The sequence below is a fragment of the Streptomyces kryoterrae genome (assembly GCF_054072135.1).
In genome coordinates this window covers 284,957-303,107 of record NZ_CM133358.1, presented here as the reverse complement: position 1 = coordinate 303,107, position 18,151 = coordinate 284,957, and the positions used below count along the sequence as shown (strand labels likewise).

Here is an 18,151-nt window from a genome sequence, read left to right as displayed (position 1 = left end):
CGCACACCCTTCGGGACCTGACGGGCAAGCCAGGAAGAGGAAAGATGTCCACGCTGGATGCGAAGCGCGACGGAACCCTGTCGACCGTGGGATCGCCCGGGGCGCCGGCCCTGGTCGTGGTGTCGGGTGACACCGCCCAGGCCCGGGACGCGGCGGCCGCCGAAATCGCCGGGCGCCTGCGCCGGCTCCAGGCCGCCGACCTTCCTGACGCGGCCTACACGCTGGCCGTGGGGCGCCGGGCCCGCGGTCACCGGCGGGCCGTGATCTGCCACGATCCGCAGGAGGCGGCCCGGCTGCTGGAGGCCTCACCGTCCCAGGGCGAAGTCGGCCCCGGGGCGCGCGCCCTGGTCCTGGAGCTACCGGCCGATGTGCCGGACGTCGCGCGCCTGGCCGCCGAGGCCATCAACGCCGACCCCCGGTTCGCCGGCTTCCACCGGGCGTGCCGACGCGCCGGAGCCCTCAAGAAGGGCGCCGCCGGCGCCGTCTTCGCCTACCAGTACGCGCTCGTGCGACTCTGGCTGCACTGGGGTCTCCAACCGCGTGCCCTGCGGGCCGGGGGAGTGGGGGAGGCGGTCGCCGCGTGTGTCGGCGGTGCGCTCAGCCTGGCGGACGCGGTGGCGTCATTGGGGGAGCCGGAAGCGGCCATGACGTCGGGTCGGCGTGCGCGCCGCAGGCCGTCCTTCGAGATCCTGCCGCTCGGATCCGGATCCGAGCCCGAGGACCTCGTGCTGACAGTCGGCTCCGACAACCCCCTGGAGACCCTGCGCCGAGCCTGGGTCGGCGGCGCGGAGATCGAGTGGGAGAACGTGTACGAGGGCCAGGGCAGGCGCCGGATCCGGCTGCCCGACCGCCCTGTCGACCCGCGCCCCGACCCGACGGCCGAGGCACCGGAGGGGAGTGCGGCCCGAGGGGTGGCGGTGCCCTGGGTGCTGGCGGCGAAGTCGAAGGCCGCGCTGCGCAGACGGGCGGCCGAGGTCGGCGCGGCCGTCGAGGCACGGCCGGAGCAGTCGCCCCTGGAGATCGCCGGGTCGCTGGCCGCCGACGCGGCCGCGGACTCCGCCGGAGGCCACCGGGCCGTGGTGGTCGGGACCGACCGCGCCGGTCTCCTGCGCGGCCTGGCCGCACTCTCGGCCGGCAGACCGTCCCCCGGAGTGACCCGCGGCGTGGTGTCCGTGACCGACAGTCGGCCGGTCTTCGTCTTCCCCGGTCATGGATCCCAGTGGCAGGGCATGGCCGCCGACCTGATGGAGTCCTCGCCGGTGTTCCGCGCCGAGGCCGACCGCTGTGCCGAGGCGTTCGCGCCATACATCGACTGGTCGCTCACCGACGTGCTGTGCGGCCGGCCGGGAGCGGCCTCGCTGGAGCGGGTTGACGTGGTGCAGCCCGCGCTGTTCACGGTCATGGTGTCGCTGCACGCCCTGCTGCGATCCTGGGGGCTGCGACCGTCGGCCGTACTCGGGCACTGCATAGGCGAGATGGCCGCCGCGTATGTCAGCGGCGCCCTGTCCCTGCGGGACGCGGCGGCGGTGTCCGCCCATTCGAGCAAGGCCCAGGCGACCCTGGCCGGTGCCGGCGCCATGGCCTCCGTCGAACTCCCGCCGCACGTCGTGCGCGAACGGCTCGCAGGCTACGACGGCCGGATCGGGCTGGGCGCGGTCAACGGAGTCGACTGGGTCCTGGTCTCCGGTGACCGCCAGGACGTGGTCCACCTGGTCGAGGAGCTCACGGCGGAGGGCGTCCGGGCGCGACTGATCCGGGTGGACCTGGCGGTGCACTCCACACACCTCGACGCAGTCCGGGACCGGATGATGCGCGACCTGGCCTCGATCACGCCCCGCCCGGCCGAACTGCCCATGCGGTCCTCGATCAGCGGTGAGCCGTTGCGCGGCACCGAGCTGGACAACTCCTACTGGTTCGGCAACGTGCGCGAGACGGTGGAGTTCGCGGGGACCGTGCGGACCCTGGTGGAGGAGGGCTACCGGGCCTTCGTCGAGCTGAGCCCCCATCCGGCCCTGGCCATGGGCGTGTCGAGTGTCCTGGAGGCGGCCGGGGTCGAGGCGGACGGTGTCGTCGTCGGCACTCTGCGGCGCTCCCAGGACGGACCGGCCGCCCTGCTGGGCGCGCTGGCCGAACTCCATGTGCGGGGCGTGCCGGTGGACTGGACCGCCGTACTCGACGGCGTGGCCGCCGTACCGGCCACGCCCGTCGAGCCGCTCGTGCCGACCCGCGCCGGCGACCCGGCTCCCGCCGAGGAACGGGCGGAGAGCGAAGCCCCGTTCGACCGACTGGCCGAGATGCCCCGGGCCGCGGCGGAGCGTGAGCTCCTGGGCCTGATCGCCGCCCATGCGGCGGCCCTGCTGGGCGTGGACTCTCTCGACGACCTGGCGCCCGACTGGGCCGGCGCCTCCCTGGTCACCCTCGGCTTCACCTCCCTGCTGGCGGTTGAACTGCGCGGCCGGCTCGCCCAGGACACCGGTCTGCGGCTGGCCCGCACGCTGGTGTTCGACCACCCCACGCCACAGAGCCTGTCCCGCTTCCTCGCCGGTGAGCTGCGCGGTGCGACCGGCGGTGAGGCGACGACCGGGCCCGGCACCGGCGCCCCCGCGGCGCTCCCCGCAGAGGCGAGGGACGGAGCCATCGCCATCGTGGGCATGGCGGCCCGGCTTCCCGGGGCGGCGGACCTGGAGGAGTACTGGGACCTGCTGAGCGGCGGCCGGGAGGCGATAGCGCGCTTCACCGACGAGGAACTGCTCGCCGCGGGGGTGCCCGAGGACCTCGTCCACGACCCGCGCTATGTGAAGGCGTTCGGCGCGATGCCCGACGCGGAACTGTTCGACGCCGCCTTCTTCGGACTGACGCCGGCCGAGGCGGAGGTCACCGACCCCCAGCAACGGCTGTTCCTCCAGACCTGCCACGCGGCCCTGGAACACGCCGGCTGCGACCCCGCACGCCACCCCGGGGCGATCGGTGTCTTCGGCGGCGCCGCCAACAACACGTACCTGCAGGAGAACGTGCTGCCCGGCACCGACCGGACGGCGGCGTCCGAGTACTTCCGGGTGATGTTCGCCAACGACAAGGACTACCTGGCCACCCGCGTCGCCTACAAACTGAACCTCAGGGGTCCCGGTTACACCGTCCAGACCGCCTGCTCGACGTCCCTGGTGGCCATCCACGTGGCCCGTCAGGCCCTGCGGGTCGGCGACTGCGACCTCGCGCTGGCGGGCGGGGTGTCGGTGCGTGTCCCCCAGACCAAGGGCCACCTCTTCGAGGAGGGCTCGATCCTCTCGGCCGACGGGCGCGTCCGTGCCTTCGACGCCGACGCCAGCGGCACCGTGTTCGGCAGCGGGGTGGGCGTTCTGGCGCTGAAACGGCTGTCCGACGCCGTTGCCGACGGCGACACGATCCACGCGGTGATCCTGGGGAGCGCGACCAACAACGACGGCGCCGACAAGGTCAGTTACGCGGCGCCCGCCCGTGACGGACAGGCCGCGGTCATCGCCATGGCCCAGCAGGCCGCCGGGGTCGGCGCCGGGACGATCACCTACCTGGAGGCGCACGCCACGGGCACCCGGCTGGGCGACCCCGTCGAAGTGGCGGCACTGGACCAGGCGTTCCGGCGCACCACCATGGAGAAGGGCTACTGCGCCATCGGTTCGGTCAAGCCGAACATCGGTCACCTGGACGCGGCGGCCGGCGTGGCCGGCGTGATCAAAGTGGTGCTGATGATGCAGCACCGGACCATACCGCCGAGCATCAACTACCGCCGCCCCAACCCGGCCATCGACTTCGAGAACACCCCGTTCCGCGTCGCCGCCGAGCTCGCCCCGTGGACGGTGCAGGGGCATCCGCGCCGTGCCGGAGTCAGTTCCTTCGGCGTCGGCGGCACCAACGCCCACGCAGTCCTGGAGGAGGCGCCCCCGCGAGAGCCCTCCGGCCCGTCCCGCGCCGAACAGCTGCTGGTGCTGTCGGCGGCAACGCCGTCCGCGCTGGACCGGATCGGCGTCCGGCTCGCCGCACACCTGCGGCGCCATCCCGACGTGCCGGTGGCGGACGTCGCCCACACCCTCGCGGTCGGTCGGGCCGCCCACCGCCACCGCCGGGCGCTGCTGTGCCGGGACACCGACGAGGCCGTACGGCTTCTGGCGGACCCGACCGGGGCCGCGGGCGCCGCCGCGACAGCCGGCTACGTCCCGCCCTCCGTGGCCTTCGCCTTTCCCGGCTCCGGCGCGGACGCCGACGGCCGGCTGGCAGCCGTACTCGCCGCTGCCGAACCAGTCTTCGCCGAACGGTACGAGGAGTGCGTCGCGGCCGGTGCGCTGCGCGGCGGCCCGCGCGGCAGGGCGTTCGCGTTCGGATACGCCCTGGCCGGACTCTGGCAGGACTGGGGACTGCGGCCCGAGACGCTGTTCGCCGAAGGCGACGGGGACCTGGTCGCGGCCTGTCTGGCCGGCGCACTCCGGCTCGACGAGGCGGCCGGCGCGCTCGCCGGAGCGGACACGCGGCAGCCGGGACGGGAAACGCGGCTGCGCGTCCTGCCCCTGGCCGAAGCCTCCCGGGAGGGTCAGGTGGTCCTGGAGGCCCGGGCGGAGTCACCGCTGATCGCGGTGCGGGAGGCCTGGCTGGCCGGCGCGGAGGTCGACTGGGCCCGCTTCTACCGGGGCCAGCGGCGCAGCCGGGTGCCGTTGCCGACGTACCCGTTCGAAGGGCGACGGTACTGGCTGGAGCCGGCCCCGCAGGTGCCTGCTCCGGTGGAGCCGCCGCTGCGTGGGCTCGCGGACCCCGCGGACGCGCGGCGGAGCTGCCCGACGGTCACCCTCACCGGCAGGGAACCGTACCTGGCGGACCACCTCATCGGGGGTGTGGCCGTGCTCCCCGCGGCCGTGCACCTGGAGCTGGCGCGGGCAGCGGCGGAACTGGTGTCCGGCGGAAGGACCGTCGAGGCGATACGGGACGCCGGCTTCGAGCAGATGCTCTCCTTCCGGTCCGGCGCCCGCACCCTGCGGGTCCGGTGGGAGCCCCAGGTCGGCGGATTCCTGCGCTTCACCGTGACCGCGGACGGCACGGAGTCCGGCGGCGGCGAACAGGTCTACTCGCGCGGCGAAGTCGCGCTGGCGGACAGCGCCACCGCACCGGCACCCGCGCCCGAGCGGGTGGACCTCGACAGCGTCCTGCGACGCTGCACGACCCGCGTCGAGCCCGACACCTGCTACGACCTGCTCGGCGAGCGTGGCGTGGCGCACGGCACCAGCCTGCGCGCCCTGCGGGAGTTCAGACACCATGGCGGCCAGGAAGCGGTGGCCGTGCTGGACGTACCGCAGAGCGCGGCCGGGTCGGCGGCACCGGACTTCGGCGGACCGGACACCTCGCTGCTGCACCCGGCGCTGCTGGACGGCGCCCTCCAGGCGGCGGTGTGCCTGCTCGCCGTGTCGGGTGAGGACCGCGGAGCCACCTACCTGCCCATGCGGCTCGGTGAACTCCGCCCGCACAGGCCGCTGCACGGCCCGTGCACGGTGCACGTGACCCGATCCGCCGGTGCGCCCCGAGGCGGGAGAGACCAGGTGGTGCGGCTCGACCTGGCCCTGGTGGGCGAGGACGGCGCCGTCGCCGTCCGGCTGTCCGACCTGGTCCTGCGCCGAGTGCCGTCCGGCGCCGAGCCCAATGGCAGGACGGAGCCGGCCCCGGTCTTCCTGCGCGGCGAGTGGTCGCCCGTGCCCGTCGCCGGCGTGGCTGCCGGCACGGGCAGCGGCCCGTTCCTGCTGCTCGCGGACGGCGAGGGACCGCGTCATGCACTGCGTCGGGCGCTGCGGGACGCCGGTGAGCACGACACTCCCGTGGTCCTGGTGACCCCGGGGCCCGGTTTCCGTCGAACCGACGACCACACCTACGAGGTCGCTCCCGGGCGGCCCGGAGCCTTCGCCGAACTGCTGGCGGCACTGGACGCCGCCAGGATCGCACCCCGCCGGATCCTGCACGCCTGGAGCCAGACCGTAGAGCCGTCCGACGAGTTCGGCGCCGACCTGCTCGACACGGGCGTCGGCTCGCTGTTCGACCTCACCCGGGCGCTGCTGGCACGGCGGCCGGTGGAGCGGACCCAGCTCCTGTTCGTCCACCCGCTCGGCGCCGGCCCACTCGGCCCGGACGAAGCCCTGCCCGTCCACGAGGCGGTCGCGGCGTTCGCACGCACCGCACGGCTGGAGAACCCGGCGCTGGTCTACCGGGTCGCGGGCGTCGCCGCGGACGGTCTCGCCGAGCGGATACCCCTGCTGCTGAAGGAGTTCGGCGCCGACTTCGACCGGGAGACCGAGGTCCGGTACGAGCAGGACCTCCGTCTGGTCCGCCGGTACGAGGTGATCGACACGGCGGGTTCCCCCGGAGTTGCAGCCGGAGCCGGAACCGGGGCCGGCGGTGGCGGCGCGGGGCTGCGGGACGGCGGTGTCTACCTGATCACCGGCGGGGCGGGCGGCCTCGGACTGCTGCTCGCCGACCATCTGGCCGCCCGCTACCGGGCCCACCTCTTCCTGGTCGGCCGCTCCGCTCCGGACGAGCACATCCGGGCACGGACCGAGGCGCTGGCCGCGGCCGGCGGGACGGCCCGCTACCTCCAGGCGGACGTCTCCCGCCAGGACGACGTCCGCGCCGTCCTGGCGGCGGTGGAGGCCGCGCACGGGACGCTGCACGGCGTGATCCACTCCGCGGGCGTCCTGCGGGACTCCTTCCTGCTCACCAAGACCCCGGAGGACCTGGCGGCCGTCCTCGCGCCCAAGGTGCACGGCACGGTCCACCTCGACCGGCTGACGGCGCACCACTCCCTCGACTTCTTCGCGACCTTCTCGTCGGTCGTGGCGCCGCTGGGCAACGCGGGCCAGGCCGACTACGCCTTCGCCAACGCCTTCATGGACAGTTCCATGGCCCACCGCCAACGGCTGGTGGCAGCCGGCCGGCGCAGCGGTACCTCCCTGTCGATCGCCTGGCCGCTGTGGCGGGACGGCGGGATGAGGGCCGACGAGGCCTCGGCGGCCCTCCTTGAGCGGCGCCAGGGCTCCGCCGCGCTGCCCGCCCAGGCCGGCCTCGCGGCGTTCGAGACCGCCCTCGGCCTGCCGGGCGGCCCGGTCCTGGTCGCGCTCGGTGACCCCGCGACCGTACAGGCCGCTTTGACGCCCGTCGCACCGCCCGCGGCGCGGCCGGACGAGCCCGATCCGGGCCGGCGGGTGGCGGCGGGCGCCGAGCCCGGGCCGGACCTGCGGTCGGTCGCAGAAGGGCTCCTGCGGGAGATCCTCGCGGCGCAGACCAGGCTGGACGCCGCCACCATCGACCCACAGGCTCCGCTGGAGCGCTACGGAATCGACTCCCTGCTGATCGTCAAGCTCAACACCGCGGTGGAGGAGCGCTTCGGAGAGTCGTCCAAGACCCTCTTCTTCGAGTACACCACCCTCGCCGACCTCGCCGGCTACTTCGCCGACCACCACGCGGAACGGCTGCGCGAGCTCGGCGGAGCGCCGCGGCCGGCACCGGAGGCCGTGCCGGTACCCGCACCGGTGCCGGCGCCCGCCGCGTCCCTCGCTGAAACCGTCGGTGTCGGCGTCGGCGTCGGCCGGGACGGCCACCACCGTGACGACGGCCTGGACTACCCGGACGACGCGATAGCGGTGATCGGGCTGAGCGGCCGCTACCCGAGGGCCGCCGGCCTGGAGGAGTTCTGGCAGAACCTGGTGGAGGGCCGGGACTGCGTCACCGAGATACCCCGGGAGCGCTGGGACCACGACCGGTTCTTCCAGGACGGGCCGCCGGTCCCCGGCCGCGCCTACGCCAAGTGGGGCGGATTCCTCGACGACGTCGACCGGTTCGATCCCCTGTTCTTCGGGATATCGCCGCGCGAGGCGGAGCTGATGGACCCCCAGGAGCGGCTGTTCCTCCAGACCGCGTGGCACGCCGTGGAGGACGCCGGGTACCGTCCCGCGGAACTCTCCGGCCGGCCGGTCGGAGTCTTCGTCGGTGCCATGTACGCCGAGTACCAGCTCTACGGCGCCGACCGGGTCCTGCGCGGCGAGGGACCGGTCCCCGGCTCGCTGCAGGCGTCCATCGCCAACCGGGTGTCCTACGTGCTGAACCTGGCCGGACCGAGTCTGGCGGTCGACACGATGTGCTCGTCCTCGCTCACCGCCATCCATCTGGCCTGCCGGAGCCTGAGTGACGGCGAGAGCGAACTGGCCATCGCCGGAGGGGTCAACCTCTCCCTCCACCCGCACAAGTACGTCTACCTCAGCCAGGGGCGCTTCGTGTCCGCCGACGGCCGGTGCCGGTCCTTCGGCGCCGGTGGCACCGGTTACGTACCCGGCGAGGGCGTCGGCGCGGTCCTGCTCAAGCCGGTCCGGCGGGCCCTGGCCGACGGCGACCACATCCACGGCGTCATCCTCGGCGACGCCGTCAACCACGGCGGCCGGACCAACGGCTACACCGTGCCCAACCCCAATGCCCAGCAGAAGGTGGTCGAGCGGGCCCTTCAGCGGGCCCGCACCGCGCCCCGCGACATCGGCTACGTCGAGGCCCACGGCACCGGTACCTCGCTCGGCGACCCGATCGAGATCACCGGGCTGCGCAAGGCGTTCGAACAGGGCGGCGGCCCGGCGGACGTCGAGGGGGAGCGGCAGTACTGCCCCGTCGGGTCGCTGAAGTCGAACATCGGCCATCTGGAGGCGGCCGCGGGAATCGCGGGCCTGACCAAGGTGCTGCTGCAGTTCCGGCACGGCCGTCTCGTCCCGTCCCTGCACTCCGAAGAGCTCAACCCGAACATCGACTTCGCCGCTTCCCCGTTCCGTGTGCAGCGGGAACTCGCCGACTGGCCGCGGCCCTACGGCGGCTCACGGCGGGCCGCGCTGAGTTCGTTCGGCGCCGGCGGCTCCAACGCCCACCTGGTGCTCGCCGAGGAACCCCGCCCCGAGCCCGCCCCGCCCCTCCCGGCCGCCGGGCAGCGCACCCCCGAACCGCTGGTGTACATCCTGTCCGCGCGGGACGAGGAACGGCTGCGCGAGTACGCCGGACGGCTCGACCGGTTCCTGCGCACCGAGCGGGTGGACCTCGCGGACGTCGCCCACACCCTCCGGTACGGGCGTGAGCCCATGGCCGAGCGGCTGGCCGTGGTCGGTGACGACGGGGCGGCCGTGGCCGAGGCGCTGCTCGCGTTCTCCGAGGGCGCCGCCCCGGCCGGGCTGTGGCACGGCCGCGTCGGTACCGGTCCCGCGCCGGACCTGGACCCGGACGCCGCGGGCGCCGGCCCGCAGGCCGCGGTACGCCGGTGGCTGGCCGGAGCGGATCCGGTCGAGGAGGCGTTCCCCGCATCCGCCCTGAACGGCGCCGCCCGCCCGCCGCGGCGCGTCCCGCTGCCCGGCTACCCCTTCGCCCGGGAACGCTACTGGCTGGGCGGTCTCGACGAGGCACCGGCCGGCGCGGGCGCCGCGGCCCTCCACCCGTTGCTCGACGCCAACGAGTCCACCCTCACGGAGACCCGGTTCCGCACCACACTGCGCCGCGACGACGCGCTGCTGGAGGACCACCAGGTGGCCGGGCGCCGGCTGCTGGCCGGCACCGCCCTGCTGGAGATGGTCCGGGCCGCGGTCGAGCGCGCGGCGGGCAGCGGGCCGACCGCACTGCGCGACGTGATGTGGGGACGTCCGGTCGAGGTGACGGGCGACGCCCTCGACGTGTTCGTCGCGCTGCGCGCGGACGGCGCGGAAGGCGCGAACCCTGCCGGCACCGTCGCGTTCGAGGTGTTCAGCGAGGCCGGACAGGACCGTGTCACCCATGTCCGCGGCGCCGCGGCGACCGGACCGGAGCAGCCGGCCGGGCCGCCGCTCGACCTCGCGGCAGTGCGCCGCCGCTGCGCCACGGCACGCGTCGGTACCGAGGTCTACCGCGACTACCGGCAGGCCGGCTTCCACTACGGTCCGTCCTTCCAGGTGATGCGGGAGGTACGGATCGGCGCGGACGAGGTGCTGGTGGAGGTCCGGCTGCCCGAACGGCCGGCGGCCACGGACACGGACGGCTACACCCTGCACCCCGCCCTGCTGGACGGCCTGTTGAGGTCCGTCCACTGGATGAACCGCCACAGCACGCCGGGCGCTGACGACCTGGTGGTGCCGTTCTCCCTCGGGGCGATCGAGGTTCTGCGGCCACTGCCGCCGGTCTGCTTCGCCCACGCGGTGCCTTCCCGCTCCTCCGGCCCACGCCCGGCGGCCGTCCAGCGGTTCGACGTGCTCGTCGTCGACGAACAGGGCGGCGAACTCGTCCGGATGCGGGACTTCGCCGGACGCGTGCTGAGCGCCCCGGCAGAGCCCGAACAGCCCACGACGGGCGAGGCCCCGGCCGAAGCGCTGTTCTACGAGTACGGCTGGGAGCCGCAGGGCGCCCCCGAGCCCGCCGGGCCGGCCGACCCCGAACGGGGGACGCTGCTCGTCCTGGCCGCCGGCCCGGAGCCGGCCCGGCTGCTGGCCCGCTCCGGCCGGTGGCCCCGCGTGGTACGGGTCGCGGCCGGAGACCGGTTCCACGCCGAAGGTCCCGACGAATACACCGTCGACCCGCTGGACGCCGGTCACTACCGGCGGCTGCTGACGGAGGTCGCCGACGGCGGCGCCCGGTCCGCGCTGGACGTCCTCCATCTGTGGGACCTGACGCCCGACGGCGTCCCGCGCCCCGACGACGCCGAACCGGCCGGGGAACTCGCCCGGCTGGACGCGGCGCTGGACACCGGGCTCTTCCCGATGCTGTACCTGACGCAGGCCGCGCGGCCCGGTCACGGCAGGCTCCGGCTGCTGTACGGACACACCGCACCGGCGGGCCGGGCGGTGCCCGCGCGGGAGGCCACGTCCGGGCTGTGCCGGGTCGTCGAGGCCGCACAGCCGGGGTCATGGCTGCGTTCCGTCCGTTACGACGGCCCCTCCCCGGACGCGGAGTGGCTCGCCCGCACGCTGCTGGACGAGTTCGCCGTCCCGCCGGGCGCCGCCCCGCGCACCGCGGAGATCCGCTACGACGAGTCCGGCCGGCGCCTGGTCCGCGTCGTGCGCTCCGCCACGCCGTCCCCATCGCCGGCCGACGTACCGCTGCGGGACGGCGGCGTGTACCTGATTACCGGTGGCACCAGCGGAATCGGGCTGGTCTTCGCGCGGTACCTGGCCGAGCAGTACCGTGCCCGGCTGGTGCTCCTGGCCCGCTCCCCGCTGGGCGAGGCCGCCCGGGCCGAGGTGAACCGGCTGGAGGCCCTGGGCGCCGAGGTACTGGCGGTCCAGGGCGATGTCGCGGTGCCCGACGACGTACGGCGGGCCCTGGCCCGGCTCAGGGACCGCTTCGGGCGGCTCGACGGCGTGTTCCACGCTGCCGGTGTGTTCGACCCGACGCCGTTGCCGGAGGCGGACCGCGAGCAGTTCGCACGGGTGCTGGCCGCCAAGTCCCGCGGCACCGTCAGCCTCGACCTGCTGACCCGCGACGAGCCGCTCGACCTCTTCGTGCTCTTCTCGTCCGTCTCCGCCGCCCTCGGCGACTTCGGCGCGGGCAGTTACGCCGCGGCCAACCGCTTCCTGGACGGCTACGCGGAGCGACGCGACCAGTGGGTCGCCGAAGGCCGCCGCCACGGACGGACCCTGTCCCTCGACTGGCCGTTGTGGACGGTCGGCGGTGTGGATTCCGCACTCGGGGACGCAGAGGTGAGCCGCTACCGGACCACTACCGGGATGCGGCCGGTGACCGCGGACGACGGACTCAGGATGTTCCGACGGGCCTGGGCCCACACCTCCCCGGTGCTGATACCGGCCGCCGGCGACCGCGCCACGATCGATCGCGTGCTGGGGGTCGCGGCGGCCTCCGTTCCGGCGGCACGATCGGTTCCGACGCCCGCGCCGGCCGCCGGGCCCGGGCCGGCCGCCCAGCTTCGCCCACGGCTCGTGGAGCATGTCAGGCAGCGGCTGGCCGAGGTGCTGAAGCTCCCGCCGGCCAGGCTGGACAGCCGCGGCACGCTGGATTCGTACGGGATGGACTCCGTACTGGTGATGGAGGCCAACGCCCTCCTCGGGCGGGACTTCCCCGGCCTGCCCGGAACCCTGTTCTTCGAGTACCGCACGGTGGCGGAGGTGGCGGACTACCTGCTCCTGGAGCACTCCGACGCCGTAGTGCGCCTGTTCGGCCAGGAACAGACGCCGGCGCCGGTCACCCCGGTGCCCACCGCGGACCCGGCGCCGGCCGGGCACGCACCGACGGCGCCCGCCGTGTCCCGGCCGCCGACGGCAAAGGTCTCCGTCACTCCGGCGCCGGCCGCCGGCGCCCAGGACGACATCGCGATCATCGGGATCAGCGGGCGGTACCCCAAGGCCCGCGACCTGGACGAGTTCTGGGACAACCTGCGGACCGGACGGGACTGTGTCACCGAGGTGCCCGCCGACCGCTGGGACGCCGAGGCGGTGTTCGACCCGGATCCCTCCGCGGCGGGCCGGAGCTACAGCCGGTGGGGCGGATTCCTCGACGACGTCGACGCCTTCGACTCACTGTTCTTCCGGATCTCCCCGATGCAGGCCAAGACCATGGACCCGCAGGAGCGGCTGTTCCTGGAGACCGCCTGGGCCGCGCTGGAGGACGCCGGCTACCCTCTCGACGCCCTTCCCCGGCCGCGTTTCTCGGCCGAGGGCCGCGACGTCGGCGTGTTCGTCGGCGTGATGTGGGGCGACTACGCGGTCCTCGCCGCGGAGGAGTCCTTCCGCGGCAACCCCGTCACCGTCCTGGCCAACCGTTCCTCCATCGCCAACCACGTCTCGTACTTCGGGGACTTCCGCGGCCCCAGCATGGTGGTGGACACCGCCTGCTCCTCGTCCCTGGTCGCGCTCCACCTCGCCTGCGAGAGCATTCGCCGCGGCGAGTGCGGCTACGCGATCGCGGGCGGCGTCAACATCGCCGCGCACCCGGCCAGATACGTCCACCTCAGCCGGCTGAACATGCTCGCCAAGGACGGCCGTTGCCGTTCGTTCGGCGCCGGCGGCAGCGGCTACGTGCCCGGCGAGGGCGTGGGCGCGGTCCTGCTGAAGCGGCTGTCGCAGGCCGAGGCCGACGGCGACCGCATTCACGCGGTGATCAGGGCGAGCGCAGTCAACCAGGGCGGGCACACCAGCGGTCCGACCGTGCCCAACCCCCGTGCCCAGCAGGCCCTGGTCGAGGAGACCCTGGCCCGGGCGGGCGTCGACCCGCGGACCATCGGCTACGTCGAGGCCCACGGCACCGGCACCGAACTGGGCGACCCCATCGAACACACCGCCCTGGAACGTGCCTTCCGCCGCTACACCGACGACCTGGGCTTCTGCGCACTCGGTTCGGCGAAGTCGGCGATCGGCCATCTGGAGGGCGCCGCGGGCATCGCCGGCGTCACCAAGGCGGTCCTGCAGCTGCGGCACGGGCAGCTGGCCCCGTCGCTGCACGCGGACCGGCTCAACCCGGTCATCGACTTCGGGCGATCCCCGTTCCGGGTACAGCGCGAACTCGCCGACTGGCAGCCCCCGTCCGGCTCCGCCGGAATCACGCCCCGCCGGGCCGCCGTCAGCTCCTTCGGCGCCGGCGGCACCAACGCGCACGTCATTCTCGAGGAGTACCTCGGCGCGCCGGACCGGCACGGCATCGCCGCACCGAGCATGCCGGGACCGGAGCTGCTGACGCTCTCCGCGCGCAGCGAGGACCGGTTGCGCGCCCAGGCGGAGCAGCTCGCCGCGTTCCTGCGCCGCGAGAGCGACGAGGGCCGCCCGCCGGCCCTCGCCGACGTCGCGCACACCTTCCAAGCGGGCCGGGAGGCGATGACGGAGCGACTGGCGGCGACGGTCCATGGAATCGACGAGGCCGTGGAGTTGCTGGAGGCGTTCGTCCGCGGCGAGGCCGGGGACCGGGTGATCCGCTCCAGCGCCAAGGCGAACGAGGCCGTGGGTGATCTGCTCACCGCGGTGCGGGAGGGCCGGGACCTGGCGCTCGCGCTGGCCGCGGCGGGGGACTTCGACCGGCTCGGCCGGCTGTGGGCCTCCGGCCTGGCGCTGGACGCGGACGTGCTCCAGCAGGTCCGGCCCCGCCCGGCCCGCAGGGTGTCGCTGCCGACGTATCCCTTCGCCCCGGAACGGCACTGGATCGTACGGCGCCCGGCCGGCACCACCCCCGCCGGGCAGTCGCCGGCCCCCCACCGCAGGCGGCTGGACGCCACCGAACCGGTGCTGCGCGACCACCTGGTGCTGGGCCGCAGCATCCTGCCCGGGGTCGCCCACCTGGACCTGGTGCTCACCGCGCTGCCCGCCCCCGTGGGCCGGCCGCGCGTCCTGCGGGACGTGCGCTGGACGACACCCGTCGACGCGGACGGCGGGTTCGCCGAACTGGTTGTGCGTACCGAGCCGGACACCGACGGACACAGCGGCGCGGTCCGCTACGAGATCCGTGGCGGTGGGGGCGGCGCGGCCGTCCTGTACTCCCAGGGGCTCCTGGCGGACGCCGAACCGCGGTCCGGCGCCGACACGGTGTCCGTCGAGGAGGTCCGGGCGCGCTGCCTCACCGCCCGCACGGGTGGCGAACTGTACGCGCGACTGGCCGGCCAGGGGCTTCGGTACGGGCCGTACTTCCAAGCCGTGGAACAGGTGTGGACGGGCGGCGGCGAGGCGCTGGCACGCCTCGTCCTGCCCGCCGGGCAGTACGCGGGAACCGACCGGCACGTCCTGCACCCCGGCATGGCGGACGCCGCGCTGCACACCCTCGCCGCCCTGCTCGACCCCGGTGAGGGGGTGCTCCTGCCCTTCGCCGTCGAGCGGATGGAACTGCTGCGGCCGGTCCCGGCCACGGGCTGGTCGCATGTGAGGGCGCGCGGCGGACACCGGTACGACGTCGAACTGCTCGACGACGCGGGCCGGGTGTGCGTGCGGTTCGACGACCTGGCCTGCCGTCCCGCGCGCGAACCGGCCGGTCAGAAGCACGGCGGATACGAGCAGTTCGGCTACCGGCCCCGCTGGGCGCCCGCTCCGGCCCCAGGCGCGGACATCGCGGCAGGCCGGGAGACCGTTCTCATCGCCGCGCCGGCGTCGGCCCGCACTCTGGCGCTGGCCCTCGGGCACGAGCACCTCGGCCGGGGCGACGAGGTCCGCCACCTCTGGCTCGCGGCGGACGGCACGTTCGAGAGGACCTCCGAAGACGTCCTGGCGCAGGGAGCGCCGCCCGGGTTGGTGTACTTCCTCGGCGGCGCCCAGGACGCCGCCGCAGGCGGCGAGGCGCGCACGGCCCAGGACGAGGTCGTCGCCCTGCACCGGCTGGCGCACGGCCTGCTGGTCCGCGGCGCCGGTTCCGGAGCGGTGCGGCTGAAGGTGGTCACCACGGACGCCCTCCCGTTCTGCGACGACGAGGGGTCCCGGCCCTGGTCTGCCGGACTGTGGGGTTACTGCTCGGTCCTGGACAAGGAGTTCCCCGCGCTCAGGACCGTCCTCGTGGACGTCCGGGGCGAGGAGAGCGGTGCCGCGATCCCCCAGCTGGTGGCCGAGCCGTTCCCGGTCCGGGCACGGGCGGTGTCGCTGCGCGGTGGAGTGCGCCGCACGCTGCGCCTGGAGCCCGTGGAACTCCCCCCGGTGGACGAGGGCGGTCACGTCCGTTTCCGCGACAACGGGGTGTACCTCCTGCTCGGAGGTCTCGGCGCGGTCGGCCACGACACCGCCCTGTACCTGGCGCGCGCCCACCGGGCCAAGCTGGTGCTGGTGGGCCGCACCGAACCCGACGAGCGCCGCAGGGCGCGGCTCACCGAAATCGAACGGGCAGGCGCGGAGGTGCTGTACGTCGTCTGCGACGCGGCCGACCCGGCGGCCCTGGGGGACGCCGTGGCCCGCGCCAAACAGCGGTTCGGAGCGCTGCACGGTGTCATCCACTCGGCGATGCTGCTGGACGCCGCACCGGTCCGCGAACTCGACGAGGAGGCCCTGCGCACGGTCCTCGCCGCCAAGGTCGACACCACGTGGAACCTGGCCCGCGCTGTGTGGGACGAGCCGCTGGACTTCCTGCTCCTGTACTCCTCCGGCACCGCCATCGCCGGCAACGCGGGCCAGGCCGGTTACGCGGCAGGCTGCGCGTTCGCCGACTCCCTGGCCCGTCACCTGGCCCGCACGGCCCGCTTCCCCGTCCGCACCCTCAACTGGGGCTACTGGCACGCGGGCGGCGACGAGGACCGTGAGGCGGTGCTGCGCCGGCTCGTCGCGGCCGGAATCCGGCCGATCGGCGCCGAGGAGGGAATGGAGACCGTGGCGCGCTTCCTGGCGTCCGGCCTGCCCCGGATCCTGGCCACCCGTGCCTCCGAGCCGGTCCTGGAGGCGCTCGGCGTCGACCCGTCCCTCCGGGTGCGGCCGCACCGGGCCGACCCTTCGGCGGCTGTCGTCGACGCCGGTGCGCAGCCCCTGCGGACCGGCGCCGAGGAGTCGGTGAGGATCGGACGGCAGGCCGCCGCGTCCGATGCCCTGGAGCGCCTCGGGCAGCTTCTGCTGCTGGGTACGTTCCAGCGGGCGGGCATGCTGTGCCAGGTCGGCGAACGCCGCTCCGTGACGGAGATGCGCCGCGGACTCGGCGTGGTGTCCCGTCACCACCGCCTGTACGAGGTCCTGCTGGACGTGCTCGAACTCGGCGGTCTGGTGCGGCGCGACGGCGACGAGGTGCTCGCGCTGCCCCCGGTGGAGGGGGAGGAGGCGCGGCGGGTGCTCGCCGACCCGGAGGCCGCTCGCGCCGAGCTGCCCGCCGGGCAGCCGTGGACCGCGGCGGTGGCCGGTCTGTTGCTGCGCTGCACGCGCGAGCTGGGCGGGGTGCTGGCCGGAACGACCGCCGCGACCGAGGTGCTGTTCCCCGGTGGGTCCCTGGACGCGGTGACCGCCGTCTACCAGGGCAACCCGATCACCGACCGGCTCAACGGACATCTGGCCGCGACGGTACGCCGCCTTGTCGAGGGGCGTCGGGCCGCCGATCCGACGGCGCGGATCCGGGTTCTGGAGGTCGGCGCGGGCACCGGAAGCACCACCCGCGAGGTACTGGCGGCGCTTGAGCCGTTCGCCGGACAGGTGCAGTACACGTACACGGACATATCGGCTGGTTTCGTCAGGCATGGACGGCAGACGTTCGGTGAAAGCCACCCGTTCACCGACTTCCGCGTCCTGGACATCGAGGGTGACCTCGACGCGCAGGGGTTCCCGCCGCAGAGCTACGACGTCGTGCTCGGGACGAACGTCCTCCACGCCACCCGGCGGATCCACGACACCCTGAACCGGGTCAAGCGGCTGCTCCGGCCGGGCGGTCTGCTGCTGGCCAACGAGGGCGTCCGGGCCGACCATGTGCTGACCCTCGTCTTCGGCCTGACCGACGGCTGGTGGGCGTACGAGGACCCGGAGCACCGGATCCCCGGTACGCCGATGCTCGGCGAACGCTCGTGGCGCGACGTCCTGCACGACTGCGGCTTCCGGGGGGTCGTCACCCACGGGCTGCCGCAGCAGGGGGAGGTCACCCAGAGCCTGATCGTCGCCGAGAGCGACGGGGTGCTCGTCGACACCGCCGCGCTTCCCGCCCCCTCCGCAGCGTCCGGCACAGCCGCCCCGGCGGCGCGGTCCACGGTGGGGGAGAGCGCGCGGGCAGGGAACGGTGCGGCGGCCGCGGACCGGTACGCCGCGGCCGAGGAGTTCGTACGCCGGGTGTTCGGCGGGGTGCTGGAGATGCCCCCGGAGCAGCTCGACCCGGACGCCACCTTCGAGAACTACGGTGTCGACTCCCTCGTGGTGCTCCAGCTCAACAAGGCCATCGAACAGCACGTGGGCCGGGTCCCGGCGACGCTGCTGTTCGAGCAGATCACCATGGGCCGGCTCGCCCGCTGGCTGCTCGCCGAGCGGTCGGAGGCCCTGGCTCACGTCCTGCCCGCGACGACGTCCGGCACGGGGCCGGCCGGGGCAGCGGCGCGCGTACCGCGGGAAGCGCCCTCTTCGGACGGGGCACCCGCGGTCCGGCCGGTCGACCCAGGTCCCGACCCGGCCGGGGACGAGCTGGACCGGATGGTCTCGGCTCTGCCCGACGCGGAGGTCGACGCCCTGCTGCGACTGCTCGGTCACGGCGCCGCGAACGGCCGGGTGACGGCGGAATGACCATG

At 74.5% G+C, this 18,151-nt stretch carries 1 protein-coding gene; it reads left to right on the top strand.

Going from position 1 to position 18,151, the window contains the following annotated elements; all coding sequences use genetic code 11:
* Positions 1-44: 44 nt before the first annotated feature.
* Complete coding sequence (locus ACW4TU_RS00860; RefSeq protein WP_457423553.1) at positions 45-18,146, top strand: SDR family NAD(P)-dependent oxidoreductase; 18,102 nt, start codon at positions 45-47, stop codon at positions 18,144-18,146.
* Positions 18,147-18,151 lie beyond the last annotated feature (5 nt).

Bases quoted from the DNA above. Each gene is read 5' to 3' on its own strand.
- ACW4TU_RS00860 (WP_457423553.1), top strand. From the start codon at position 45: ATGTCCACGCTGGATGCGAAGCGCGACGGAACCCTGTCGACCGTGGGA.